At 64.8% G+C, this 23,876-nt stretch carries 23 protein-coding genes and 1 pseudogene; 9 read left to right on the forward strand and 15 right to left on the reverse strand.

The features are described from left to right. Positions 1–140 (forward strand): annotated as a pseudogene (locus CKO23_RS25705) (PD-(D/E)XK nuclease domain-containing protein); the annotation flags it as partial. 159 nt (positions 141–299) lie between these two features. Here CKO23_RS25705 and flgL read toward each other — a convergent pair. The 13 genes from flgL to CKO23_RS15625 form a co-directional block, all read right to left on the reverse strand. Next, positions 300–1,547, reverse strand: coding sequence for a flagellar hook-associated protein FlgL (gene flgL / locus CKO23_RS15565; protein WP_200332737.1), 1,248 nt, complete (start codon positions 1,545–1,547; stop codon positions 300–302). A gap of 16 nt (positions 1,548–1,563) precedes the next feature. Then, on the reverse strand, positions 1,564–3,480 hold the full coding sequence (gene flgK, locus CKO23_RS15570) for a flagellar hook-associated protein FlgK (RefSeq protein ID WP_200332738.1): 1,917 nt from the start codon (positions 3,478–3,480) through the stop codon (positions 1,564–1,566). Positions 3,481–3,562: 82 nt separating this feature from the next. Further along, positions 3,563–4,651, reverse strand: coding sequence for a flagellar assembly peptidoglycan hydrolase FlgJ (flgJ, locus tag CKO23_RS15575; RefSeq protein ID WP_200332739.1), 1,089 nt, complete (start codon positions 4,649–4,651; stop codon positions 3,563–3,565). A 7-nt stretch (positions 4,652–4,658) separates the two neighbouring features. Beyond that, positions 4,659–5,837, reverse strand: coding sequence for a flagellar basal body P-ring protein FlgI (locus CKO23_RS15580; RefSeq protein WP_200332740.1), 1,179 nt, complete (start codon positions 5,835–5,837; stop codon positions 4,659–4,661). 198 nt (positions 5,838–6,035) lie between these two features. After that, a complete protein-coding gene (gene flgH, locus CKO23_RS15585) occupies positions 6,036–6,746 on the reverse strand; it encodes a flagellar basal body L-ring protein FlgH (RefSeq protein ID WP_200332741.1) in 711 nt (236 codons plus the stop codon). Positions 6,747–6,773: 27 nt separating this feature from the next. Then, a complete protein-coding gene (gene flgG / locus CKO23_RS15590) occupies positions 6,774–7,562 on the reverse strand; it encodes a flagellar basal-body rod protein FlgG (protein WP_200332742.1) in 789 nt (262 codons plus the stop codon). A gap of 29 nt (positions 7,563–7,591) precedes the next feature. Then, positions 7,592–8,332: a flagellar basal-body rod protein FlgF gene (gene flgF, locus CKO23_RS15595; protein WP_200332743.1), complete on the reverse strand. Its 741-nt coding sequence runs from the start codon at positions 8,330–8,332 to the stop codon at positions 7,592–7,594. Between the two features lie 28 nt (positions 8,333–8,360). Continuing rightward, positions 8,361–9,713 (reverse strand): flagellar hook protein FlgE, encoded by a 1,353-nt coding sequence (gene flgE, locus CKO23_RS15600; protein WP_200332776.1) that lies wholly within the window; start codon positions 9,711–9,713, stop codon positions 8,361–8,363. 39 nt (positions 9,714–9,752) lie between these two features. Further along, positions 9,753–10,421, reverse strand: a complete 669-nt coding sequence (locus tag CKO23_RS15605) for a flagellar hook assembly protein FlgD (protein WP_207168571.1) — start codon at positions 10,419–10,421, stop codon at positions 9,753–9,755. Between the two features lie 20 nt (positions 10,422–10,441). After that, a complete protein-coding gene (gene flgC / locus CKO23_RS15610; protein ID WP_200332745.1) occupies positions 10,442–10,861 on the reverse strand; it encodes a flagellar basal body rod protein FlgC in 420 nt (139 codons plus the stop codon). A gap of 4 nt (positions 10,862–10,865) precedes the next feature. After that, positions 10,866–11,270 (reverse strand): flagellar basal body rod protein FlgB, encoded by a 405-nt coding sequence (gene flgB, locus CKO23_RS15615; protein ID WP_200332746.1) that lies wholly within the window; start codon positions 11,268–11,270, stop codon positions 10,866–10,868. A gap of 172 nt (positions 11,271–11,442) precedes the next feature. After that, positions 11,443–12,255 carry a CheR family methyltransferase gene (locus CKO23_RS15620; protein ID WP_200332747.1) on the reverse strand — a complete coding sequence of 271 codons (813 nt, stop codon included), beginning with the start codon at positions 12,253–12,255 and terminating at the stop codon, positions 11,443–11,445. Positions 12,256–12,380: 125 nt separating this feature from the next. Beyond that, positions 12,381–13,304 carry a chemotaxis protein gene (locus CKO23_RS15625; RefSeq protein ID WP_200332748.1) on the reverse strand — a complete coding sequence of 308 codons (924 nt, stop codon included), beginning with the start codon at positions 13,302–13,304 and terminating at the stop codon, positions 12,381–12,383. Positions 13,305–13,615: 311 nt separating this feature from the next. On the opposite strand from CKO23_RS15625, the gene flgA reads away from it, so the two are divergent. The 8 genes from flgA to CKO23_RS15665 all read left to right on the forward strand — a co-directional run bounded on the left by flgA (position 13,616) and on the right by CKO23_RS15665 (position 19,455). Then, positions 13,616–14,356 carry a flagellar basal body P-ring formation chaperone FlgA gene (gene flgA / locus CKO23_RS15630; RefSeq protein ID WP_200332749.1) on the forward strand — a complete coding sequence of 247 codons (741 nt, stop codon included), beginning with the start codon at positions 13,616–13,618 and terminating at the stop codon, positions 14,354–14,356. A 101-nt stretch (positions 14,357–14,457) separates the two neighbouring features. Beyond that, positions 14,458–14,763: a flagellar biosynthesis anti-sigma factor FlgM gene (gene flgM, locus CKO23_RS15635; RefSeq protein WP_200332750.1), complete on the forward strand. Its 306-nt coding sequence runs from the start codon at positions 14,458–14,460 to the stop codon at positions 14,761–14,763. Between the two features lie 123 nt (positions 14,764–14,886). Further along, positions 14,887–15,363: a flagella synthesis protein FlgN gene (locus CKO23_RS15640; protein ID WP_200332751.1), complete on the forward strand. Its 477-nt coding sequence runs from the start codon at positions 14,887–14,889 to the stop codon at positions 15,361–15,363. A gap of 371 nt (positions 15,364–15,734) precedes the next feature. Beyond that, on the forward strand, positions 15,735–16,490 hold the full coding sequence (locus CKO23_RS15645) for a flagellar brake protein (RefSeq protein ID WP_200332752.1): 756 nt from the start codon (positions 15,735–15,737) through the stop codon (positions 16,488–16,490). Positions 16,491–16,586: 96 nt separating this feature from the next. Continuing rightward, positions 16,587–18,080 (forward strand): flagellar hook-length control protein FliK, encoded by a 1,494-nt coding sequence (fliK, locus tag CKO23_RS15650; RefSeq protein ID WP_200332753.1) that lies wholly within the window; start codon positions 16,587–16,589, stop codon positions 18,078–18,080. Between the two features lie 28 nt (positions 18,081–18,108). Further along, on the forward strand, positions 18,109–18,429 hold the full coding sequence (locus CKO23_RS15655) for an EscU/YscU/HrcU family type III secretion system export apparatus switch protein (RefSeq protein ID WP_200332754.1): 321 nt from the start codon (positions 18,109–18,111) through the stop codon (positions 18,427–18,429). A gap of 104 nt (positions 18,430–18,533) precedes the next feature. Then, positions 18,534–18,884 (forward strand): DUF1640 domain-containing protein, encoded by a 351-nt coding sequence (locus tag CKO23_RS15660; protein ID WP_200332755.1) that lies wholly within the window; start codon positions 18,534–18,536, stop codon positions 18,882–18,884. Positions 18,885–19,020: 136 nt separating this feature from the next. Next, positions 19,021–19,455: a hypothetical protein gene (locus CKO23_RS15665; protein ID WP_200332756.1), complete on the forward strand. Its 435-nt coding sequence runs from the start codon at positions 19,021–19,023 to the stop codon at positions 19,453–19,455. A 104-nt stretch (positions 19,456–19,559) separates the two neighbouring features. On the opposite strand, the gene CKO23_RS15670 is transcribed toward CKO23_RS15665, so the two are convergent. Together CKO23_RS15670 and CKO23_RS15675 are read right to left on the reverse strand one after the other, a co-directional pair. Beyond that, positions 19,560–19,913 (reverse strand): cupin domain-containing protein, encoded by a 354-nt coding sequence (locus tag CKO23_RS15670; protein ID WP_200332757.1) that lies wholly within the window; start codon positions 19,911–19,913, stop codon positions 19,560–19,562. A gap of 37 nt (positions 19,914–19,950) precedes the next feature. Beyond that, complete coding sequence (locus CKO23_RS15675; protein WP_200332758.1) at positions 19,951–23,808, reverse strand: DUF3683 domain-containing protein; 3,858 nt, start codon at positions 23,806–23,808, stop codon at positions 19,951–19,953. Positions 23,809–23,876: the final 68 nt, after the last annotated feature.

Consider the following 23,876-nt stretch of genomic DNA (forward strand, 5'->3'; position numbering starts at 1 on the left):
AGATCAAGGATCGTGGCTATGCCGACAAGTACCGCGCGGACGCTCAGCCGATCCACCTGATCGGGGTGGAGTTCAGCCGCGAGCGCCGCGCGGTGGTGGGGTTCGAGGTGGAGACGCTGGAGCCGGCTGGGGGTGGCTAAGGCTGTCCGTCCTGCAGCCCATCCGCCCTGACCAACCTGGTTCGACCAAGCTGACGGCGGTCGTGCCCTCCAACTTCACGACCTCTAGCTGACCTAAGACGCCATGCTCGTCGAGACGGTAGTATCGATCTGTGGTGCGAATCGCCTATCGCACCGGCCTCAAAGGAAATCGAACAGCGACAGCCTGCTGGTCTGGACATAGCTCTGTTGAGCAGCCTGGAGCACGACTTCTTGCAATTGGAAGCGGCTAATGGCCTCCGCGAAGTCGAGATCCCGGACATCGGAGAGCGTGGACTGGAGATCGACGAGGCGTTGGTCGTTGATGCCTTCCTGGGTATCCAACACATTCAGCCGCAGACCGAGCGTGGTACGCACTTCGTTTGCGCGCCCGAGGCTGGAGTCCAGGTTGACCAAGGCCATCTCGACCGCCTCGGACAGGGCGCCCCGGCCCTCATCAGTCGTAATGGGCCGTTCGAACGCCGTCGCCATGGCGTCCAGGGTGTCGAAGATGCTGACTTCGGGTGCTGGGCGTGAGCTGAGGGTGTCTCCATTACCGGGCGTGCCGCTCAGGGTCATGGTCCGCCCCGCGAACTTGATCGGGACATCCGCTTCGTAGATCCCCTCAATGGGATCGCCGTCCTCGTTCAGCACCGGATTGCCGTCGGAATCCGTAACGGCGTATTCCATGATGCCAGCGTTGTCCGTGAAACTGATGGTGAAGACCTCCTCGGGGGTCTGGTCGAAGGTCTCAAGATCGGCGATCCCGGTCTCCTCGACCACCAGGGTGCCGGTATTGAGAACCCCCATGACGCCTTCCAGCAGATGACCCGTCATCTCGGGGATGTCCATGAAGACGGACTTACCCGTGTCGCCCACCATGATGGAACGGGTGTCGGTGATGGCGACGTCACGCACGTCGCCCTCCCCTCTTGCCGCGACGTAGGAGACGACGCCAGCATCGTCTTGCGTAAAGGGTTTGGTGAAAGAGTCGGTTCCGGCGAAGAGGTATTCCCCGTTGGCATCCTTGCTGTTGGCGAGTCCCAGGATGTGATCTTTGATCTGGCGCAGCTCCGCTGCGATGGTGGCGCGGTCTTCCTGGTTGTAGGTGTCATTGCTCCCCGCAACGACGAGCTCTCTGGCGCGCTGCAGCGCGGTGTCGAAGGCGGTAACCAGCCCCTCCTCCTGCTCCAGCCGGGGCTTGGCGAAGTCCGCGTTGCGCTGGTACTGCTCGGTCGCGTTGATGGCAGCCTGCAAACGCACGGATTGGGTCGCCCCGCTCGGATCGTCTGCCGGCGTGAGGATGCGTCGACCGGTCGCGAGCTGCAGGCTGGTGTGGTTGAGCTGCGTCTGGGCGCGCTGCATCGCCGAAACGCCGGCGTTGAACATCTGGGTGGTCGAAATACGCATGGGCCAAGTCTCCCAGTCAGCGCACGGCGTTGATGATGGTGTCGAACATCTGGCTAGCGACGGCGATCACCTGCGCGGAAGCCTCATAGGCTTGCTGGTAGCGCAGCATATCGGCAGCCTCCTCATCCAGGTTCACGCCGGAGATTGACTCGCGTTGGGCCTGTGCTGCCGCCAACAGTGTGGCGCTGGAGTCACGCGAGATCTGAGCTTGTCGAGTCTGGGAGCCGACTGTGGCGAGGATGTTGTTGTAGCTGCCCTGGATGGTCGACTTGCCCTCGACGGTGCGGAGATTCTGGATGTCCGCCATGGCGAGCATGTTGCGGTTGTCACCGCCGTTGCCCGCATTGCTCTCGACGACGAACTCATCGCCGGCCACCATGTCGCCCTGAATCTCGACCTCCCAGCCGTTGAGCGCGACCGTCATGGTGTTGGTCGTCGCATCGTAGTCCGGAACAAGGACAGTGGAGCTGCCATCTTCGGCGACCGCCGTGAAGTCAGTGCCGTCGAAGGTCAGCACGACACGACTGAGATCGAGCGTATCGGCATCGACCGCACGCGCACTGACGATGCGACCCTCACCGGCGTTGAGCGGATAGGGCTCGGCGGTGATGGCACCGGCAGCGGCGATCTTCGCGGGATCCTTGATCGCGACCTCCAGCCCACTGTTGGCGAAGCGGGTCGGCTGGATCAGCCAGTTGTCGCCGCTCGCCGGCACGCTAGCAGGCGGCGTCGCCATCGCCGAGGTGTCGATCGTCATTCCTTCCGCTTCGAAAATGCCGCTGCCTGGCACCGTTTCATTGAGAGCGACAGCCGCGTTCTCGGGCAGGCGCAGCATGCGGTAGTTCGACCCGTCATAGGAGAGCCGGTAATCGCTCGCGGTCAGCTCGGAGACGTTGGAGATGGTCACCGTCGGCGATTCCGACGCCGTGTTGGTGGTCTTGGCGTTCACCGCCACGGGAGGCAGGGTAAAGATGTCCTGCCCTTGCTCGCCATTGAGGTCCAGCCCCAAGCGATTTTGCGCGTTGAGCTGCGTCGCCAGATTCAATGCAATGAGACCGATCTCGTTCTGGGGTCCGTCGAGCATCTGCTCGCGCGTCTGGAGCAGCCCGCCGATTTCGCCACCACTCATGAAACGGGTCACGTCGATGGGCGCATTGCCCGCACTGGTCTTGAGCCCGATCCGCAGATTCTCCCGATCGGCCGAGAGGTGATCCGCGACCAGTGCATTGGCGGTGGCACCCATGACCAGCGCCTGACCATTGCCGATGAAGACCGAGACGGATCCGTCGTCCTGCTGGTTGACGCTGACATCGATTTTCTCCGACAGCTCGCTCAGAAGTTGATCGCGCCGATCGAGCAAATCGTTGGGAGCCGATCCCCGCGTGTAGTCCGAGACGATCCGGTTGTTCAGATCCGCCAGGGACTTGGAATATTGGTTGATTTCATCGACCGTCACCTCGATCTGGCCGTTCACCATGGACCGCTGCTGATCGAATACGCGATTGAGCTGGCTCATGCGCTCCACTAAGGTCTCCGCCTCGTTGAGCATGACGGTGCGGTTCGGCACGGATCTCGGATCTCCGGCGACATCCTGAAGCGAGTTGAAGAAGCTCTCCAGCACGGGCTCGAGCCCGGTGGTCTCGTCGGCGAGGACGAGATCGACGTTTTCGGCAAAACCAGCGAGCACGGTCGCATAGCTATTGTTGGAGGTGCTGCTGCGCAATTGGTTATTGACCAAATCGCTCTGCATCCGCTCGATGGCTGTGATTTGGACGCCCTGCCCGATGTATTTACCGCCCAGCATGTACGGGTTTTGGGTTTCCAAGAGCGTCCGCTGACGGCTATAGCCCTCAGTCGCGGCATTGGAGATGTTGTGACTCGTCGTCGCCAGGGCACGCTGATAGGCCAGCAGTCCAGAGACGGCAGTTCCCATGATGCTCATTGGTTCAACCCTGCGTCATGATTTCAGTTCGCCTGACCGCTCCGCCGGTCCTTCCGGTCGTGCACGCGATTGCTCACCCTTCCGATAGGTTATCGGCATCACTCACCGAAACTTGAATCTCGGCCTCGGTTTGGGACTCGCCGGGTTGGGACTCGAGGGCGGCGCTGATGCGCAGCAGACGGTCGCGGATGCCGAGGATCTTGGAGGCGTAGCGCGGATCGGTGGCATAACCGGCCTTCTGCAGTCCGCGCACGAAGTCCTCCGCCGTCTCGCTCTCCAGGGCTTCACCGTAGCGCGGATTGCGGCGCAGAAAGGCGACGTAGTCGACGAATGAGTCCGCCGGACTGCTGTAGGCTCGGAATTTTGCCTGCTCGCGCCGTGCCACGCCGTTGCGGTACTCCAGGGTACCCACCCCGACCTTATCGCCCTTCCAGCTGCGGTCCGCCTTGATGCCGAAGAGATTGAAGCTACTGCTGCCGTCGGAGCGGCGCGGGACGTGCTTGCCCCAACCCGTTTCGAGCGCGCTCTGCGCCAGGAGTGCGCTGGTATCCATGCCAAGCCGCTCGGCCGCCTCGTCCGCGTAAGGCTTGAGGTAGGCGACGAACTCCTCCGGGCTGCTCGGTGGCCACTGCCCCTTGGCGCCGACCTGAATGGAGCCGGTCTTGGACGTGGCCGCCGCACTCACTTGGGGGCTCGCGTCCGATTCCGACCCCGCCGTCTTGACGGCCTCCACGGCCACGTCGAGCTTGCGTCGCTTCATGCTGCGCAGCCAGGGGTTGCGCTCCGGGACGGTCAGATCCTTGGGATCGCGCGTCTCGGGGTCTCCGCTCAGCTCGGGCGCCAGCTGGCGCAACAGGGCCTTGCGGATACCCATGCCATCGCCTTCGCTGAGGACGGTCGCGATCTGCTGATCGTACAGATCCTGGTAGAGCCGCGTCTGGCTGGAGTCGAAGAGCCCGTCCGCCAGACCGGCTGAGCGCATGTGCTTGAGCATCTGCCCGACCAGCAGGGACTCGAAGGCCCGCGCCGCGGCATCCAGCCCCGCCGCCCCGTCGTTGCGCGCCGAACGCGCGAGGCCGTTGTAGGAGGTCGGGTCGCTCACCAGCCCGGTCTGCGCCCTGGCGGCCGTGCCGAGGCCGAGCTTGTCGCTGGATGAGAGCATGGCCGACTCAGATGACGATCAGCTCGGCGCGCAGGGCACCCGCCTCGCGCAGGGCCTCGAGGATGGCGACGAGATCGCCAGGGGCGGCGCCCACCTCGTTGACGGCCTGGACGATATCGCCGAGCGAGGTGCCGGGGGCGAAGAGGAACATGCGGTTCTTGTCCTGCTTGACCTCGACATTGCTCTGCGGCACCACGGCCGTCTGGCCGCCGGCGAACGGAGCGGGCTGAGAGACCTGCGGGTTCTCGCTGATGGTGACCGTCAGGTTGCCGTGGGAGACGGCCGCCGGCCTCACGGTCACGCCTTCGCCGATGACGATGGTGCCGGTGCGCGCGTTGATGATGACGCGCGCGGGCGGTTCGGCGGCCTCGACGGGCAGGTTCTCGATGACAGAGACGAAGGAGACGCGCTGACTGGGGTCGTTCGGGGCGCGCACCTGGATGGACGAGCCGTCCAACGGCCGGGCGTATTCCTCACCCAGGTTTTCGTTGATGACCTCGGCGACCCGATTGGCCGTGGTGAAGTCCGGGCGGCGCAGGTTCAGCACCAGGTAATCGCCCTGGGCGAAGCCGCTCGGGACCTCGCGCTCGACCGTGGCCCCGTTGGGGATACGCCCGACGCTGGGCACATTGACGGTGATGCGGCTGCCGTCGGCCCCGCCAGCACCGAAACCGCTCACGGTCAGATTGCCCTGCGCCATGGCGTAGACCTGCCCGTCCGAGCCCTTGAGGGGCGTCATCAGCAAGGTTCCGCCGCGCAGACTCTTGGCATTGCCGAGCGAGGAGACGGTGATGTCCATGCGCTGGCCGGGTTTGGAGAACGGCAGCAGGTCGGCGGTCACGATGACCGCGGCCAGGTTCTTGGTCTGGGGATTGACGTTGTCCGGCACCGTGATGCCGAGCTGCACCAGCATGTTCTTGAGGCTCTGGACCGTGAAGGGTGCCTGGGTGGTCTGGTCGCCCGTGCCGTCGAGGCCCACGACCAGGCCATAGCCGACCAGCTGGTTATCACGCACACCGGCGATTGTGGCGAGGTCCTTGATGCGCTCCAGTCCGACACTGCTCCAGTCGTTCTCGGCGCCATAGTCGTCGACCGCGACCGTATTGCCCGCCAGCGTCAGGCCCGTGGAACCGGCGGCGACCATGGCGAGGAGCATTGCGCGGCTGAATGTGATGATCCTGTTCATGATCGACCTCGATTGTCCTGCACGTCAGGCGATGTTCTGGAAGCGTGGCACCGTCGGGTGGGCGAGGCGCAGCGACCTCGATGGGCACGCCCCATGAGCGGCCTTCCCACTCACACCGATCTGCCGGGGGCTTTGCCCACCCTACTAAAGAAGACAGCAAAGCTCGGGCCAGTTGCCTTGCGCCAGTGACGCGTCGGCTCAGATCGGCCAGATGGGGCTGTTGAAGAAACGCGACAGCCAGCCCTGGGCGTTGCTGTCGCTGAGCGCACCGGTTCCGCCGTAGTAGAGCTGGGCATTGGCGACCTGGGTCGACTGGATGGTGTTGTCGGTCGTGACATCGGCCGGGCGGATGATGCCGCGGATGCGCACATACTCGTTGCCCTGGTTGATGCCCAGCCATTTCTCGCCCTGGATGACCAGATTCCCGTTCGGCAGGACCTCGGCGACGGTGACCGTGATCTCACCACTCAACTGATTGCTCTGGCTCGAGTCGCCAGAACCGTCAAAGGTTCGTCCACCCGTGGACGACGCGCCGAAGAGCGACAGATCATTGTCGAGAAACGTCTTGCCGGCGACCGTGATGTCGCCGACGGCCATGTCCATGCTCGAATCCTTGGAGGTCGAGGTCGCCGACGACTTCTTGGCGTTGGTCTTCTCGGCCAAGACCACGGTGACCAGATCGCCGACACGCCGCGCCTTGGAGTCCTCGAAGAGTCCCTGGGACTGCGCCGCCTGGAAGATGGCGCCATTGTTGGCGGCCGCGGGCTTGGGCGCGATGGGTGCCGACGGACGGTACTCCGCCGCATCGCCGGGCTTCGGTGGATTGAGCGTGCTGCAGGCAGAGAGGCCCGTGACGGCCAGGATGCAGAGGCCGCGGGTGAGTCGTGTGCGGGTGAGTGAGGTGATCATGGCGATCTCGCGTTCGATGATCGGTTATCAGCCAAGGTGGTTGTTCGCGAACTGCAGCATCTCGTCGGCGGCGGAGATGGCCTTGGAATTGACCTCGTAGGCGCGCTGGGTCTCGATCATGTTGACCAGCTCCTCCGCCATGTTCACGTTACTGGTCTCCAACGCCCCTTGGATGACGGTGCCGACGCCATTCTGTCCGGGGTTGGATTGCTGGGCATTGCCGGAGGCGGCGGTCTCCAGGTAGAGGTTCTCGCCGACCGCCTGCAGCCCCGCGGGATTGACGAAGTCCGCGAGCTGGATGTTCCCAAGCTGGACCGGCGCGGCCTGGTCCGGCAGCTGGGCGCTGACGGTGCCATCGGTACCGATGGTGATGGTCTGGGCGTTCTCCGGCACCACCAGACCCGGCTGCAGGGCGTAGCCGTTGGACATGACCACCTCGCCGTTGGCGTTGAGCTGAAAGCCACCGTCGCGGGTGTAGCCGAGTTCGCCGTTGGGCATGAGGATCTGGAAAAAGCCGCGCCCCTGGATGGCGATGTCCAGCGAATTCTCGGTCTGGATGATGTTGCCCTGGGCGAAGAGCTTCTCGGTGGCGACCGTGCGCACGCCGGTGCCGAGCGTCAGGCCCGAGGGCAACTGGGCCTCCTGCGTGGCCTGCGCGCCCGGCTGGCGAATGGTCTGATAGATGAGATCCTCGAACACCGCCCGGCCCTTCTTGTACCCATTGGTGTTGACGTTGGCCAGGTTGTTCGAGACCACGGACATACGGGTCTGCTGCGCGTCGAGGCCGGTCTTCGCGATCCAAAGTGCTTGGTTCATGGTCTAGCTCCTCTGTCTACCCGGCTCGGCTAACTGGCGCCCAGCAAGCGGTTGTGCTTTTCTTCGAGGTCGTTGGCGGTTTCCATCATCTTGATCTGCGTCTCGTAGCTGCGCGAGAGCTCGATCATCCGTGTCAGGGCCGCCACCGTATTGACGTTGCTGGTCTCCAGCATCCCGGTCACCACGCGGACATTGGCGTCCGCCGCAGGTGCCTGACCATTCTCAGCACGAATCAAGCCATCTTCCCCGCGCTTCAGGGTCTTGGTGTCCGGGTTCACCAGGCGAATGCGATCGACCGCCGCCAGGGCGTTCGGGTTGGATCCCGACGGACGGACGGTGATGGTCCCGTCCGTGCCGATCAGCAGACTTTCATTGGGCGGGATGGTGATGGGGCCGCCATCGCCGAGCACGGGCAGCCCGCGATCGTTGAGCAGCATGCCGTTGACGTCGATATGCAGGTTACCCGCGCGGGTGTAAGCCTCACCGCCGTCTGGAGCCTGGACGGCGATGAAACCCTCTCCCTCGATGGCGACATCCAGATCCCGCCCGGTGCTCTGGAGCGCGCCGTGGGTGAAGTCGATGGCCTCGTCCCTGACCTGCACATAGTCTCGCGAGTCGTACACCGGTCCCCGCACGGGGGTCGTGTAGGCGTCCGCGAGCGACTCGCGAAAGCCATGAGTGGTGGCATTCGCCAGGTTGTGATTGTTGATGGCCTGCGCATAGAGATTCTCTTTCGCGCCGGACATCGCCAGGTATAGGAAACGATCCATGACTCACCCTTGGCCAGACGGCGGAGCATCACATGTTGATGATGGTCTGCGTGATTTCATCCGCGGTGGAAATAGTCTTGGCGTTCGCTTGATAGTTGCGCTGCGCCTCGATCATGTGGACGAGCTCCTCGGTCAGGTCGACGTTCGAGCTCTCCAAGGCGGCGGCCTGGATCGAGCCGAAGCGGCCGTCGCCCGGACTACCCAAGATCGGATCCCCCGAGCCGTAGCTCTGCGCCCAGTTATTGTCGCCAAGCTGCTGCAGACCCTGAGGATTGGAGAAGTTCGCGATCGCGACCTGACCGAGCACCTCGGATCGGCCATTGGTGAAGCGGGCAAAGACGATGCCGTTCTGGTCGACATCCAGTCCGGTCAGCTTGCCGTTGGCGTAACCGTCTTGAGAGAGATCGTTCACCGAGTAATTCGAGCCGTACTGGGTGATACCCGAGATATCCAGGGTGATCTCTCCGGGGTTCACGCCGAGACCGTTCGGTGAGGTCGCCGTCGCCGTGGTCGGATCGAGCGGTCCGATGGTGGCCCCGTTGAGCGGCTCATACAGCGCCAGATCGAACGACAGCGGCGGCACCGTCGTCGCCGTGGTATCGAGATTTCCGTTCGTGTCGAAGGTCATGGTAAAGGTATTCGCCGGCGTCACCGGCGGCGCCGGTGCCGGCGTCATCCCATCGAGCTCGGCATACACCGTCCACTCCAGCGGATTGGCTGTCTTGACGTAGTAGAGTGTCATGGCCCTGGCGGCGCCTTCCGAGTCATAGACGGTCAACGAACTCGACCAGTTGTAGGTATCGGGGTTACTGATATCGACAGCCCCGTAGGCCGCGCCCGTCGTCGGATCGATGGGCTCGGACGCATTCGAGCTGAGATTGACACTCGCGGTCACCTCGGTGGTGGCGAGCGCGCTGGATTCCTCATTCAGCGGCAACTGCATATCACCCAGGTTGCCGACACTGAAGTTCGCGCTGGTGCGGCTCGTCATGCTATCCACCGCCGGATAGCCCTGGAGCCTTTGACCGGATGAATTGACGACATAGCCATCGCGGTCCACCTGAAAGGCCCCTGCCCGCGTGTAGACCTGTGATCCGTTGTCATTCATGACGAAGAAGCCTTCCCCGTTGATCGCCAGATCCATGGCATTGCCGGTCGCCTCGATGTTTCCCTGTGAGAACAGCTGGGTATTGGACGCGAGACGGACACCTGAGCCGATCTCGGTCTTACTCATCCAGCCGTAGGCGTGGGCATAAACGTCCGCGAATTCGGCGCGCGACTCCTTGAAGCCAACGGTTCCCGTGTTGGCGATATTGTTGCCCGTCACCTGCAGGTCGGCCGAGGCCGCGTTCAAACCACTCAACCCAATCCGAAACATGATGCGATCTCCCGTGTGTCGTGACTTGGCGCCAAAACGGCGTCAACCGATGCGATAGACGTCTGCAAAACTCACGCTGCCGACGCCCAACACGTTCAGCAGCAATCCCCCGCCGTTGTTGTCCATGGTCACGCTCTGCACCTGACCGTCGAGCATCGGCTGGAGTGACTCGCTCGCCCCATCCGTCTCGGCAACGATTTCGATCTCATAGCTCCCAGCCGGGGCCGGAGTCCCGTCGTCGAGCAGGCCGTCCCAGGAGAACTCCTGCAACCCAGCCGCCAGGGTGCCAAGGCCCTCGCTGCGCACCAGGTCGCCCCCAGGACCATAGACATTCAAGGTCACGCCCCCCGCCGACGACGACAGATTGACGGCACCAGTGACGCTCTGCCCTTCTTCCAACGCGATCGAGCGCGCCGGAACCAGCACGCTGTTGCCGACGAGCGAGGCCGCCTGCAGGGTCTGGTTCTGACTCAGCGTCTGCGAGAGTTCGGCGAACGAGGCGCTGAGGCCCTCGATCCCGGACACCGTCGAGAACTGCGCCAGTTGGGCGACGAAGTCCTCGTTCGTAACCGGGTCCGTTGGATCCTGATTCTTCAACTGCGCAAGCATGAGGTTGAGGAAATCGTCCTGACCCAGAGAGCTGTCCGCGGCGGCCGTCGTCTGCGTGCCATAGCTGGTCAGCCCAAGGCTGCTGATGTAATCCGAAGTCATGTCAGTCACGTTTGCTTACCTCAGCTTTGGCCGACTTGAAGGGTTTTCTGCAATAACTGGCGGGTGGTATCCATCACCTGGAGGTTGGCCTCATAGCTGCGCGAGGCGGACATCATGTTGGCCATTTCTTCCACCACATTGATCGCGGGTCTGAAGACATAGCCATCATTGTTCGCCTGGGGATGATTGGGCTCATAGGACGGGAAGGGCTCGGCGTCCGCATCCACGATGCCCGCGACGCGCACCGGCATGGCGACCCCGTCGGGGTCTTCTTGGTCCAAGACCGTCTGAAAGAGCACCTGCTTGGACTTGTAGGCCGCTTCGGGCGTCGAGGCCGCCGTGCTGGCGTTCGCCAGATTGGAGGCGACGGTATTCAGGCGCACGGATTGGGCTGTCAAGGCCGACGCGGAGGTATTGAAAAGACGAAACAGATCGCTCATGGCGTTACTCCTTGCGCAGGGCGGCGCGGATGCCGGAAACACGTCGGTTGAGGAACTCCAGGGTGCTCTGATAGTGCATCGAGTTCTCGGCGAAGGCGGCGCGTTCCAGCTGAGGGTCGACCGTATTGCCATCCAACGACGGCTGCGCGGGAATTCTGTAGAGCACGTCGGGCTCGAGCGAGGTGTCCTGACCTGGAAGCGTCAAATGAGTGGCTTGCGTCCTGGCCAGCTTCAGCCCATCGCCCGTGCCTTCGATGGCCGCCAAGGTTTCGCTGAAGTGGAAATCGCGAGACTTGTAGTCGGGCGTATCCGCATTGGCCAGATTGGAGGCCAGCAGCTCCGTACGACGCGCCTGAAGCATCACCGATGCCGGCAGGATTCCCAGTGCTTTGTCGAGTGACAGGCTCATGGCAGATGCTTCCGCGAATTGAGTTGCAATTCGTTATGCATCCTGTGTGCCATGCGTCGAGCGGGGCTGCGCGGGCGCGGGCGGATGCCCGACAGGACGATCCGCCGACGTTTGCGGATCACGGCATCAGGAATACGCTGCGGAGCTGGCGGGACCTGGCTGATCGGCGCCGTCAGCGCCGGCGAAGCACCGTGCCCTGGGGGGTGCGGACGATTTCGAAGGCGTTGGTGTAAGAGCCGACGGCCTCGGAGGCGCCGACGAAGAGGTAGCCACCCGGATCCATCTGGCGTGCGATGCCGTCAAAGATCCGTCGCTTCGTCTCTGCGGAAAAGTAGATGAGGACGTTGCGGCAGAAGACGATGTCGAACTTGCCCAAGAGGCTGTACGAATCCATGAGGTTGAGCTTCTGGAAGCGAACCCGGCGCTGGATGTCCGGCTTGATCTGGTGACCCTGCTCAACGGTCTCGAAGAACTTCTGGCGGCGCTCCGGACTCAGCCCGCGCGCGATGCTCAGGCCGTCGTACAGCCCTGCGCGCGCCTCGGCGAGCACCGTCTCGGAGAGGTCCGTTGCGACGATGCTGACCGGAGTCGTCTTGGGCGGGAAGGACGCCTCCCACTCCGCGACCACCATGGCAATGCTGTAGGGCTCCTGGCCACTGGAGCAGGCCGCCGACCACACCTTGATCGGGCGCTGCTTGGCTGCAAGCTCGGGCAGCACCACCTGACGCAGGATCTCGAAGGGATAGGTATCACGAAACCAGGAGGTCTCGTTCGTGGTCATGGCGTCGATGACGCGCGACTTCAGCCGCGGACTCGAGGACTGGCGCATGGCCCGGAGCAGTTCCTCGACCTTCTTGAACCCGAACTCGTCGAGCAGACGCGACAACCGGCTGGAGACGAGATACTGACGGTTCTCACCCAGCACCAACCCGCAGCAGTCAGAGAGAAACCGAGCGAACTCGGCATAGTCCTGCGCATCAATCACGGCAAACCCTTGGGATGACTCCCCTCATGACGACGAGCCTGCACATTGAACCCAGCCACACCTCAGCCACCACTTCACCCTCCTGACGGCATGCCAAGTCTCCCAAGCACACCCATGAAAACCGGCTAGCTGCGTCGCACGTGCCTGAGCACCGTCTCGGCCAACTCCTCGGGGTCGAACTTCGGCAGGAAATCATCGGCACCCGCGCGCTTCACCATGTCGATATTGAACTGACCGCTCAGCGACGAATGCAGGATCACCCGCAGACCCTTGAGCTTGCTGTTCTCCCGGATCTTACGTGTCAGAGTATATCCATCCATGCGCGGCATCTCGATGTCGGCGATGATGAGTTCGATCGAGGCGTCGACCATATCGGCCGCCGCCAGCTCTTCCAGGTACTCCAGGGCGGCCTTGCCATCGGAGCGCGACTCGGTGCGGAACCCCAGCTCGCTGATGGCGCGCTCGACCTGTTTGCGCGCGACCAAGGAGTCGTCGACGACGAGGATGCGGCGATCGTGCGGCATCTCCTCCGCCTGCTTCTGCACCGCGTCGGAGACGTCCGCCTTCACCGGGTTCACCTGCGCGAAGACACGCTCGACATCGATGATCTCGACCAAGCGGCCATCGACCTCGGTCACGGCGACCAGGTAGCTGTCCTTCTCGGTGCCCCGAGGCGGCGGCTTCACCGCCTCCCAGTTGACGTTGACGATGCGATCGACGGCCGAGACCCAGAACCCCTGCACGGAGCGGTTGAACTCGGTGACGATGACCTTGGCGTCATCCCCCTCCTCCACCGCAAGCGACGGGAATCCGATGGCCTGCGCGAGGTCGATGACGGAGACGGTGCGGCCACGGATGTTGGCGACGCCGCAGACGACGGGGCTGGAACCCGGAATGTGGCGCAGCTTCGGTTTGGCGATGACCTCCCTGACCTTGAAGACATTGATCCCGAAGGACTGCGCGCCGCCGAGATGGAAGAGCAGCAGCTCCATCCGATTCTGCCCGACAAGACGTGTTCGCTGATCGACATCGTCAATAAACTGACTCATCCCACCGCCTCCCACTGAAATCGTCGGCATCACGAGTGCTTCTCGTGGCCCATGACATTGACATCGACCCCCATCGATCGCCGCCCTCTGCGAGCGGTCGCTGGCGACCCGGCCAAGATCACCACAAACGCGCTCCGGAAATGTTGACTCGATTGGCAATTCCAGAGATTCGACGACACGCGGCAAGTCTAGCAGCCCGCTTGCCAGCCTCCGCGTCAGGCATGCGCGGCGCGCTGGCGCCAACTCCGCGGCAACGGCGCACTTCCTGCATCCCATTCCCCAGACCAGCATGAAGAGGAGATCCCGACATCATGACCTCGGCCCAACAGAGAAGCGGCGACCGCCGCCCGCGGACCGCCACCCGCGTGGCGGCCTACGCCGCACTCGTCCTGGCAAGCCAGGCGGCCATGGCGGCCGACACCGAGCCACTGGCGCGCATCCTCGAGACCGCGCGCAGTTTTCTCGCCCAAAGCCTGACCGATGTCCCGGGCGCGGAGACCCGCATCGAGATCGGTCAGCTCGATAGCCGGCTCAGGCTCGCGCGCTGCGCACAGCCACCCTCGGGGCAATGGGCGCCAGGCGCCCGGCAGGCAGGCAACACGACGGTCAACGTGCGCTGCGCCGGGCCAGTGACCTGGTCGATCTTCGTGCCCGTGAGCATCGAACGGCACCTTCAGGTCGTGACCACCGCGCGCGCGCTCGGGCGCCAGCAGGTCATCCAGCCCGCCGACGTGCGCCTCGAACGCCAGGAAACCTCGTCCCTGACCAGTGGCTACTTCACTGAGTTGAGCGCGGTGGTCGGCCTGGAAGCCAAACGCCGTCTGATCCCAGGCCAGGTGCTGACGCAGACGCAGGTGGCGCCGCGCCAGCTGATCAAACGCGGTCAGGAGGTCACCATCTACGCCATGCGGCCAGGGCTGACGGTGCGCATGAAGGGCGAAGCCTTGGAAAACGGCTCGGAGGGCGAGCGCATCCGCGTGCGCAACCGTTCATCGAAGCGGATCGTCGAAGGCTACGTCGAGCCTTCCGGCGCGGTGCGCGTCGCCTTATGATCCAGGGCCACACCAGGGGGATCTTTTTGCCGAATCGGCTACAGTTTGGCGTAGCGCGGCCGTTATTCTAGGCAAACCCCCACCGACCCTGGATCAGACCCATGGATATCAAAACGCTGACTGGATCCAACATGCGACCTGATGGACCCGCATCGGGCACCAAGTCGCGCACTGTCACGGCGGCTGACGAACAGCCCAAGTCCGTGTCGAAACCTGTGGTCGGCGAATCCTTGACCCTGACGCAAGCAGCCAAGACGTTGAAGGCCGCCGAGGAAAACGCAAGCATGGTGCCCTTCAACGAGACCAAGGTCGCGGAGATCAAGGCCGCGATTACCGAAGGACGCTACCCGATCGACAACGAACGCCTCGCCAGCCGCCTACTCAGCTTCGAGCAGCAGCTGGCCTAAGGCCAAGTGCGGAAATGACCCTCGCCAGGGAGACGCTGATCGGTTATTTCCCGGCAATCACGGCAGGCTCGTCGAGGCGGCTCAACCGCGCCTCCGCGCCCCAGGATACGAGACCCACGGCCTATGGATCGCATGCACCAGCTCAACGCATCCCTTGATCGCTCCATCGGACTGATCCGCCGACTGGAAGCGGTGATGCTTGAGGAGATGCGCGCGATCGAATCCCACGCGCCAGAGGCGCTGGGAGAGATCGTCGCCACGAAACTGGCACTGGTGAACGCTCTCGAGGCCGAAACGACGCAGCAGAAGATCTGGGTCGAGCTCGAAGGCTGCAGCTTCACGCCCGATGGGATCGAGGCGCTCATCGCCGCATTCGATCAGAACGCCACGCTGCGCGAACGCTGGTCCGAGCTGCGCGAATGCATCGGGCGCTGCGACCGCCTCAACAAGAGCAACGCCCGCCTCATCGAGCGCGATCGCAAGCGCATCGCCATGTCGCTGCGCATCCTCAAGGGCGAGGATGGCCAGGCATCGACCTACGACCCCCGCGGCCGACCCGAGACCGGCCATCAGAAAAGCCGCAATATCAGCCAGGCGTGAGCCGAACGTCCCATAGCTCGCGCGTGGTCCGCCGGACAGAACGCCCCAACCGATGTCAGATCTCCGAGCGCTGCGCCGATCCAGTCGTGTCGATCGGTCCGCGCAGGCGTCAAGACCTGACGTCCTCCGCAATCCGCCAATGCCCGTGGATAGTCATCTGAGCCTGGCTGACGACGAGGTCTCTGAGTATCCTTTGAACGCTGTCGATTCATCGCGCGGGCTAGCGCGCGGTGTATCGCACTCTCAAGAGACCCGCAGTCGGTCCGAGGCCTCGCCTCGCCAGCGCCCCGATGCGTGTCTTCACGTCGCTTTCCCGGCGCGAGCGACCGGGAATCGGCTTCTCCTGCGGCTACTTAGAGGGTCGGCATCTCTTGAACCAGAAACAGAGCCAAGACAACCCGGGGCACCACGGGGATTTCGAGAACTACGACCTGGTCTCCGACCCAACGCGCATCGCTGCGGCATTGACCGAAATCAATCGCCATCTCGTGCTCGTCAGTGTCCGACTGGACGCCGAAGGCCCACTGTACGACTCCCGTGTCGTACGGCTCGATGAAGACCGCGAGCTCCTCTACCTCAGCCAGCTCGAGCCCAGCGACGCACAGACGGACATCGGCCCCGGCCAAGACCTCTATGTCTTCGCCACCATGCGCGGGATCGCCGTGCGCTTCACCGTCACGATCGACGATGTCCTGCCAACCGAGACGGACCGCTTCTACGCCTGCCCATATCCGGAACGGATGCTCTACCTGCAGCGACGCGAGCTCTTCCGCGTTCCGCTGCCGCGGCACGAGCACCGCTCGGTCAAGATCCGCCCTCAGGCGGAAGGCCCGGAGATCATCGCGCGCATCCTAGACCTCTCGGTGCGCGGTTTCTGTCTCGAAGTGAAGGCATCGGAGATCAGTCATTCCCAAGTGGGTTCCACCTACCAGTATCTTGGCATGGACCTACCGGACACCCGCACCCCGCTGGCGGGCGAAGCGGTGCTGGTGAATCTGAGGGCGTCACCGACCTGCGGATTCCTCGCCGCCGGATTTGCCATCACGGATCTGGACCCCCTGATCGAACGCTCGCTCATGCGAGCCGCGCTCTACTACCAGCGTGACACCCTCAAGACAGGCGCCTGACCACCCTCGCCCCCGCCCACGGTCGCCGATTGCCGTGCACATAGCGGACGAGGAAACACCAAGGAGTCGCCGGCCTCCGGGGTTCCAAGGTCTCCGATGAGCGAGCCCCTCGCCCCCATCCCCCCTGGTCAAGCCAGCGCGCCATCGCTCACCGCGCCCGGGCTGCGCGAAACCGCCGCGGCTCGGCCGGCCCTCGCGGACGGACTCAGGGCGGGCATGCGTATCGAGATCCAGCCGAGCAGGCAGCTGTCGGCGCAGGTGCTGGAGGTCCGCATCCGCGGCATGGACGTCAGCCAAACCTGGAGCGCACCCACGCAAGCGCGCCTGGTCACACCGCTTCCGAATCCCTTGAGCCAACAGCTGGCATCTGGCTCCAGTCCCGCGTCTCTCGACGCCACGCGGTTACAGGCCGAGGTGGTCGCCGTCAAACCGGCGCTGGTGCTGCGCCTGCTCTCGCCCGAGTCACCCCAGACCGCCCAGACCGGCGCGACACCGCCCCCCGGCACACGCGCCTGGCTCGGGCAGCAGCTGCGCCAGCATTGGCCCGAATCTCGACTGCTCGCCCCGACGCTGCAGACCCTGGTCGATCGCCTCGGCGCACCGGGCGAAACGGCCCGAGCACTGCCAGGGCCGGATGCCGCGATGAAAGCCAGCGTTCAGCAGTCCGTCGCCACCCTCGTTGATCGGCTATCGGCGCACAGCGATCTCACCGACCCTGATCGACTCTCCAGCGCGCTCGCCAAATCAGGTCTCTGGCTCGAGTCCACCCTCGCTCAAGCGATCACCAACCCAAGTCTCGGGGCCGCGCTCGGCCAGGATCTCAAGGCACAGCTACTGGCGCTCGCCCACCAGATCCGCGACGCCAATCGAACCGAGCAGAGGTCCGAGAGACGTGAGCCATCCGCCAGAACCGCCGCACGTCTGGACGCACCCACCGGATCCCAAGGCACACCCCAGGGACGCCCAGCGCTGCCGCAAACGCCGCCCGCCCCGCCGACCCAGCACGCGGCGAGCACGCTCGCCCAGCAGGCGGCTGGGGCAGAGGGACAAGCCTCCACGCGCCTACTCACAGCCACAGCCAACCAGCCGCCCCCGCAGGAAGACGCCCAGACACCGGCGCCGCGTGGCTCGGCGACGTCGCTGACGGCCGGCCTGGCACGCGAGGTCGACGGCATGATCAAGCAGATCGTGACCCATCAGCTCCAGGCGTTGGACACCACGCCGGCGCAGCCGCACTGGGTCTTGGAGATGCCCTTCAGAACGCCCACCGGCCTCATCACACTGGAGGCCGACATCCAGCGTGAACAGGCCGCTGATGCGTCCGAGGAGGGCTGGAGCATGCAGATCCACCTCGACCTACCCCGGCTGGGCGCCCTGACGATCACACTGAAACTGCGTGCGGAGCAGCTCAATGCCAGCCTGCAGGCCGGCACCGAGCTGGGCGCGGCCACCCTGAAACAGAACCTCAGCACACTGCGAGCGCAGCTGGAGGCACGCGAGATCCAAGTCGCCAGCCTGCATGCCGGCTTTCGGCCAAGCGCGCGCCGACCACCGCCCTTCGACGCGCCCTTGGTGAGTGAAGAGGCATGAGCGTACAGCGCAACCGCACTGATCCGACATGAGCGACGAGCCCCGAGCACCCAAGCCTCCAAAAGCCGTCGCGCTCCACTGGGACGGTCAGCAGGCGCCGCGGATCACGGCCTCGGGCACGGGTGCGACCGCCGAGCAGATTCGCCAGATCGCCGAGGCGCATGGCGTCCCGCTGCAACAGGATCCGGTCCTCGTCGAGGCACTGGCGCAGATCCCGGTCGGCGACGAGATCCCCCGTGCCCTCTATGTCGCCGTCGCCGAGGTCCTCACCTTCGTCTTCATGCTGGAAGGCATCGATCCTCGCCAGCCGACCTATCTCCCGGCGGAGCGGCCGGAAGGAAAAGCCTGAGCTCTGCGTCGAGCCACAGGTCCATCATCACGCGCCTCGGTCACCGCCCGAGCGTTCAGCAGGCGGCCTTGCCAATCATCGATCGTCACCGCATAGTTCGGCGCATGATATCGAGCGTCGCACTCTACGAAGCCCTCACCACGGCCCCCGACGACCGCACGCGCGCCCGCGTGATCGCCGAGGCCTTCGAGCGCCTGGAAGAGCGGTATCCGCATTTGCCTGACCTGGCCACCCAGGGGCACGTCCGCGAGTCGGAGCTGCGCCTGCAAAAAGAAATCGAGCAGGTGCGCGCCGAGCTCAAGACGGACATCGAGCAGGTCCGCTCCGAGCTGCGCCAGACCGAGCTGCGCCTGCAGAAAGAGATCGCGCAGGTGAAGGTCTCTCTCCTCCAATGGCTCGTCCCGCTGATGTTCGCGCAAGTCGCGGCAATCGCTGCACTCGTGAAGCTGTTGTAAGGCGTTTTCCGAAGCAAGGGCGCGCCTCTCGCCTCCCATGAGCACTTTCCCAGAGTGAGCACTTTCCCAGAGTGAGCGCCTTCCCCGAGGTAGACTGACGATCATCAGCCTTCCCAAACCACGAGGATCGATTGGCATGCCTGCCGGATATCTCGTCATCGAGACGCGCGCCGACCGTGCGGGGGTGGTTCGGATCCTGGCGAGCGATAGCCCTCCAGAGCCGTTGCCCCGGCCTGCCGACACACCCGACACACCCGAAGTTCGTTTCGTCGTCCGCTTCGGCAACCTTCACGTCGCCCGGATGCATGCCCACACCGCGCTGCGGCGTCACACGCTGGATGCGGAGGCGGGCCTCTATCGGGTCGACCTTGTCACGGCGGTGGCCGCCATCGATGCCATCGATCTCCGCCACGAGCGGATCTACCTGGACGCCGCCATCGCCGGGGAGCCCATGCTGGCAACGGAGACGGACCGTCGGCGCCGCCGCCATCGACGTATCGACCAGTTTTTCAACGCGGTCGGGATTGCCGCGATCCTCTATCTGCTGCTGCTTGCGATCTTCCTGATCTGACGCCCGGGCCTCGCTCCCAGCCGTCCACCAACGCCGTCGCAAGACTCGCTGGGGTTGGCGCAGAGCGCCGGGGGCGCGCGGCATCAGCGATGGTGGCACCCCCGTCAGTCGGAGTCAGCCGACCCGAGCGGATGGATGTGGACCGCCAGCCAGATGCAGGCGGGATACCCTTTGGTGCTCAGGACGCGGTGCGGCGTGTGCGCTGGGATGAAGCGGTAATCGCCGGGACCAAGGGCGATCTCCGCGCCGTCGATCCAGAGCCGCGCCCGTCCTTGCAGTAGACAGACCCATTCGTCCTGCGACTGGTCGTAGAGGGTCTGGTCCGGCTGGTCGCTGCTGACGATGCGCTCGATCTGGACCCTGCCGCGCCGGAGCAGATCCTGAAAGACCTCGCCTTGGCGCGGCTCGGGCAGATGCTCGAAGAGGTTGCCGCCAATCCGATCTCCATTGTCAGGCATCGGCATCTCCTGTCCTGGGAGGTGAGACAGGGGCGTTTCAGAGCAGCACGCGCTCGATTCCATCGTGCCGGACGCGCTCGATGAAGTGCGTTTGCCAGCCCTCCCCCAGCAGACGACTGGCCATCTCGACGACGATGTAGTCGGTCTTGAGGCCGGTGTCGTCCTGATACTTGCCGAGTCCCTGCTGACAGGCCGGGCAGGAGGTCAGGAGCTTCACCTCGCCATCCGTGACCCGATTCCCGCCGGTCAGGTTTCGGATGCCGGCGGCCAGCTCCTCCTGCTTGCGGAAGCGGACCTGGTTGGCGATGTCCGGCCGCGCGGTGCCCAGGGTGCCCGCCTCGCCGCAGCAGCGGTCCGACAGGCCGACGCCCTGGCCGATGAGGCTGCTCGCGACCTTGGTCGGCGCATAGAGCTTCATGGGGGTGTGGCAGGGGTCGTGATAGAGGTACTGAACGCCCTCGACGCCGTGCAGACTCACGCCCTTCTCCATCAGCCATTCGTGGATGTCCAGCAGGCGGCAGCCGGGGAAAATGCGCTCGAATTCATACTTGAGCAGCTGGTCCATGCAGGTGCCGCAGGAGACAAGCACGGTGCGGATGTCCAGATAGTTCAGGGTGTTGGCGATGCGGTGGAAGAGGACGCGGTTCTCCATGGTGATCTGACGCCCGCGGTCCTCCAGCCCGGCCGAGCTCTGCGGATAGCCGCAGCACAGGTAGCCCGGCGGCAGCACGGTCTGGGCGCCCTGCTCCCAGAGCATGGCCAGGGTGGCGAGCCCGATGTCCGAATAGAGCCGCTCGGAGCCGCAGCCGGGAAAGTAGAAGACCGCCTCGGTCTCGTCGGTGACGACCTTGGGATCCCGCAGGATGGGCACCTGGCTGCGGTCCTCGAGGGCGAGCAGATGGCGGAAGGTCTGCTTGGGCAGATCCACGCGCACCGGCCGGCTCACCAGCTCCACGACCTGACTGCTGAGTGCCGGTCGCCCGGTGGTCGCGCCCGGATGCTGGGTGCGCTGCTGCGTCAGACGCAGGAGCTTGGCCGCGCGATGGGCCAGATTCATGGCGGCAAAGCCCCATTCGGCCAGGCCCTTGCGCATGAGGCGGATCGCCCGCGGGTCCGTGATGTTGAGGAACTGCATGGCCGCCCAGGCGCCCGGGCTGAAATTGCGCTGGCGTCGCTCGACCAGGATGCGCCGCATGCGGGTGGTCACAGTGCCGAAGTCGATATCCACCGGGCACGGCGGCAGGCACTTGTGGCAGATGGTGCAGTGATCCGCGACATCGTTCATCTCGGCGAAGTGACGCAGCGAGAGCCCGCGCCGCGTCTGCTCCTCGTAGAGGAAGGCCTCGATGATGAGTCCGGTGCCGAGGATCTTGTTGCGCGGCGAGTAGCTGAGATTGGCGCGCGGCACGTGGGTCATGCACTTGGGCTTGCACTTGCCGCAGCGCAGGCAGTGTTTGACGTCATCGTTGAGGGCGCCGAGTTCGGTCTCCTCCAGGATGATGGCCTCCTGCTGCACCAGGCGCAGCGAGGGGGTGTAGGCGCCATCCAGCCCGGAGCCGGGCATCAGCTTGCCGCGATTGAAGCGGGCCTCGGGGTCGACCCGCTGCTTGTAGGCGACGAAGGCGTCGAGCTTCTCGCGCTCGAGGAACTGCAGCTTGGTGATGCCGATGCCGTGCTCGCCCGAGATGACGCCGCCGAGCCCGGTCGCCAGCGCCATGATGCGGGCGACGACGCGATCGGCCTCGTGGAGCATGGCGTAGTCGGACGAGTGCACCGGGATGTTGGTGTGGACGTTGCCGTCGCCGGCATGCATGTGCAGGGCGACGAAGAGACGGGCATCCTTCACCCCCCGGTGGATCTCCCGCAACCGCTCGCGCACGCGGGCGAGCGCCTGGCCCGAGAAGATCTCGTCGAGCCGGTCCGCCACTTCGCCCTTGAGCGCCTGGCGCAGGTCGCGGCGGAGCATCATGGCGATGAGGGTGTCGCCCTCGCGCATGCGCGCCGTCTCGGCGTCTTCGAGCAGCGCCAGGTTGTCGGCCGCGGGCTGGTCGAGCCGCGCCAGGATGGCCTGCCAGCGGGCACGCACCCGGCCGATGGAGTCGCGCGCGGCATCGCGCTTGGCCCGCAGGATGGCGCGACTCTCGTCCGAGTCCTCATACTCCCCCTCGACGCGCAGCTCGGGCATCTCGGAGTCGAGATACTCGAGCACGGCCGCCATGCTGGCGTCCTTGTTGCGGATGGACAGCTCGATGTTGATCCGCTCGATGCCACGGCTGTAATCGGCGAGCCGAGCGAGCGGGATGACGACGTCCTCGTTGATCTTGAAGGCGTTGGTGTGCCGCGAGATGGCCGCCGTGCGCGCCCGGTCCAGCCAGAAGCGTTTGCGCGCCTCCGGACTCACCGCGATGAAGCCCTCGCCGTTGCGCGCCTGAGCGAGCCGAACGACCTGCTCGGCGACGGCCGTGACCGCGTCCGCGTCGTCGCTCACCAGATCCGCGATCAGGACCATCTTGGGCAGTTCGTGACGGGCCGCCTTGGTGGAGTAGTCGACGGCGCGCACGTAGCGCTCGTCGAGGTGCTCCAGACCGGCCAGCTGCACGCCGGGCTGGGATTGGATGGAGTCCTTGATCTCCACGATCGCGGGCACCGCCAGGTCGAGATCGGTCCCGAAGAACTCCAGGCAGACCGTGCGCACCTGATCCGGCATGCGATGCAGGATGAAGCGCGCCGAGGTGATGATGCCGTCGCAGCCCTCTTTCTGAACGCCCGGCAGGCCCGAGAGGAACTTGTCCGTCACGTCCTTGCCGAGACCGACCTTGCGGAAGGACTGACCCGACATCTCCAGGATCTCGGGCTCGCCGCGCGCTGTCTTGCCGTCCGCGGCAAAGCGGGTGAGGCGGAAACGCACTCGCTCCTGGTCATGGATCTTGCCCAGGTTGTGGTCCAGCCGCTCGACCTCCAGCCAATCCGCATCCGGCGTCACCATGCGCCAGGAGGCCAGGTTGTCCAGTGCCGTGCCCCAAAGCACGGCCTTCTTGCCGCCCGCGTTCATGGCGATGTTGCCGCCGATGCAGGAGGCGTCCTGAGAGGTCGGGTCGACGGCGAAGGCGAGTCCATTCGCGTCGGCCAGGTCGGAGACGCGCCGCGTCACCACGCCCGCGCCGCACCGCGCCGTCGCCACCAGCCCCGCCACGCCGGGCAGCGCCACGCGCTCGACGCCGGAGAGGATTTCCAGCTTCTCGGTATTGATGACCGCCGTCAGGGGGTGCAGCGGAACCGCCGAGCCCGTGTAGCCGGTGCCGCCCCCGCGCGGGATCAGCGTCAGACCGCAGTCGATGCAGGCGCTGACGATGGGGGCGACCTCCGCCTCGGTATCCGGCGAGATGACGACGAAGGGCAGCTCGACGCGCCAGTCGGTCGCATCGGTCGCGTGCGAGACGCGCGCCAGACCGCCGAAATCCAGGTTGTCCTTGCGCGTGATGCCGCCGAGCGCCTTGCGCAGCCGCTCGCGCTGCACGCGCTCGGTCTCGAACCAGTCGCCGAAACGCCCCACCGCGGCGCGCGCGGCAGCGAGCAGTTCGGCGGCGCGCTGGTTGTCGTTGAGGCGCTGCTCGAACTGATCGAGCCGGTGCGCGAGCGCCTGCAGCAGCAGGCGCCGGCGATCCAGGTTCTCCAGCAGGTCGTCCTGCAGGTAGGGGTTGCGGGTCACCACCCACATATCGCCCAGCACCTCGAACAGCATCCGCGCCGAGCGTCCGGTGCGACGGCTGCCGCGCAGCTCCTCGATCAAGTCCCACATGGGCTCGCCGAGGAAGCGGATCACGATCTCCCGATCGGAGAAGGAGGTGTAGTTGTAGGGAATTTCGCGGATACGGGGCTGGGCGTCGGACATCATCGGACAGGCATCAAGGCTCGGCTATTGCAGTGCACAAAATGGTACTGCAAAGTACGGGGGGAATAACC

Origin of the sequence: Thiocystis violacea, assembly GCF_016583565.1 — a bacterium.
Classification (GTDB): Bacteria; Pseudomonadota; Gammaproteobacteria; order Chromatiales; family Chromatiaceae; genus Thiorhodococcus; species Thiorhodococcus violaceus_A.

Coding starts and splice junctions, on each gene's coding strand:
- flgL (WP_200332737.1), bottom strand. CDS start 1,547: ATGCGTATTTCGACCACCCAGATGTTCAACGCCGGCGTTTCGGCGATG.
- flgK (WP_200332738.1), bottom strand. CDS start 3,480: ATGGGAACTGCCGTCTCTGGACTGCTGGCCTATCAGCGTGCCCTGGCG.
- flgJ (WP_200332739.1), bottom strand. CDS start 4,651: ATGCTCTCATCCAGCGACAAGCTCGGCCTCGGCACGGCCGCCAGGGCG.
- CKO23_RS15580 (WP_200332740.1), bottom strand. CDS start 5,837: ATGAACAGGATCATCACATTCAGCCGCGCAATGCTCCTCGCCATGGTC.
- flgH (WP_200332741.1), bottom strand. CDS start 6,746: ATGATCACCTCACTCACCCGCACACGACTCACCCGCGGCCTCTGCATC.
- flgG (WP_200332742.1), bottom strand. CDS start 7,562: ATGAACCAAGCACTTTGGATCGCGAAGACCGGCCTCGACGCGCAGCAG.
- flgF (WP_200332743.1), bottom strand. CDS start 8,332: ATGGATCGTTTCCTATACCTGGCGATGTCCGGCGCGAAAGAGAATCTC.
- CKO23_RS15605 (WP_207168571.1), bottom strand. CDS start 10,421: ATGACTTCGGATTACATCAGCAGCCTTGGGCTGACCAGCTATGGCACG.
- flgC (WP_200332745.1), bottom strand. CDS start 10,861: ATGAGCGATCTGTTTCGTCTTTTCAATACCTCCGCGTCGGCCTTGACA.
- flgB (WP_200332746.1), bottom strand. CDS start 11,270: ATGAGCCTGTCACTCGACAAAGCACTGGGAATCCTGCCGGCATCGGTG.
- CKO23_RS15625 (WP_200332748.1), bottom strand. CDS start 13,304: ATGAGTCAGTTTATTGACGATGTCGATCAGCGAACACGTCTTGTCGGG.
- flgA (WP_200332749.1), top strand. CDS start 13,616: ATGACCTCGGCCCAACAGAGAAGCGGCGACCGCCGCCCGCGGACCGCC.
- flgM (WP_200332750.1), top strand. CDS start 14,458: ATGGATATCAAAACGCTGACTGGATCCAACATGCGACCTGATGGACCC.
- CKO23_RS15640 (WP_200332751.1), top strand. CDS start 14,887: ATGGATCGCATGCACCAGCTCAACGCATCCCTTGATCGCTCCATCGGA.
- fliK (WP_200332753.1), top strand. CDS start 16,587: ATGAGCGAGCCCCTCGCCCCCATCCCCCCTGGTCAAGCCAGCGCGCCA.
- CKO23_RS15655 (WP_200332754.1), top strand. CDS start 18,109: ATGAGCGACGAGCCCCGAGCACCCAAGCCTCCAAAAGCCGTCGCGCTC.
- CKO23_RS15660 (WP_200332755.1), top strand. CDS start 18,534: ATGATATCGAGCGTCGCACTCTACGAAGCCCTCACCACGGCCCCCGAC.
- CKO23_RS15665 (WP_200332756.1), top strand. CDS start 19,021: ATGCCTGCCGGATATCTCGTCATCGAGACGCGCGCCGACCGTGCGGGG.
- CKO23_RS15670 (WP_200332757.1), bottom strand. CDS start 19,913: ATGCCTGACAATGGAGATCGGATTGGCGGCAACCTCTTCGAGCATCTG.
- CKO23_RS15675 (WP_200332758.1), bottom strand. CDS start 23,808: ATGATGTCCGACGCCCAGCCCCGTATCCGCGAAATTCCCTACAACTAC.